Below are 684 nucleotides of genomic sequence, written 5' to 3' on the forward strand. Positions count from 1 at the left end.
GGGCGCTCCGCCCGCCCCCATCCCAGCCTTCCCCCAAAGGGGGAAGGGGCAAGACAACTGCGCTTCTTGCAGGCGCTGCTCGTGCTGTGGCTGCTCCTGTGCGGCAGCCTCGCCTTCGCCACGCAGCGCGCCTTGCTCGTCGGCGTGTCCGAACTCGTCAACCAGCCGCAGGCGCTGTGGCTGCAGGCGCCGCGCAACGACGTGATGCTCGTGCGCGACGCGCTGCAGCGGCAGGGCTTTGGCGCGGCCGACATCACCGTGCTGGCCGACGGCGTGAGCGGCGCCGCGCTGCCCGAGTCGCAGGCCATCCACGAAGCCCTCGCGCGGCTGCTCGCGCAGTCGAAGAGCGGCGACTTCGTGCTGCTGTACTTCTCCGGCCACGGCACGCGCCTGCGCGACGTCGCCAAGCGCTACCAGGAGCCCGACGGCCTGTCGGAGAACTTTCTCGCGCGCGACGTGCGCGGCACGCTCGGCAGCGACGTCGTGCTGAGCGGCGACCTGCGCGATGTCGACTTCGACGGCTGGATCCAGTCCTTCCTCGCGAAGAACGTGTTCATCGCCTCGGTGTTCGACACCTGCGCCGCCAACTCCATGCGCGCGGCGTCGCCGACGCACCGCCCACCGCCGAGGCCCGGCCGACGACGAGGTGCGCTGGCGCGGCCTGCGCGCGACGCAGCTTGGCGG

The 684-nt window shown here is 72.1% G+C and carries 1 protein-coding gene; it reads left to right on the forward strand.

Annotated elements, in window-relative coordinates; translation table 11 throughout:
• Nucleotides 1-66 precede the first annotated feature (66 nt).
• Nucleotides 67-684, forward strand: a 618-nt coding sequence (locus BMG07_RS40920) for a caspase family protein (protein WP_269759921.1), incomplete at its 3' end; no start/stop codon positions are given.

The sequence above is a fragment of the Variovorax sp. E3 genome, assembly GCF_016082275.1.
Taxonomy (GTDB): domain Bacteria; phylum Pseudomonadota; class Gammaproteobacteria; order Burkholderiales; family Burkholderiaceae_C; genus Variovorax.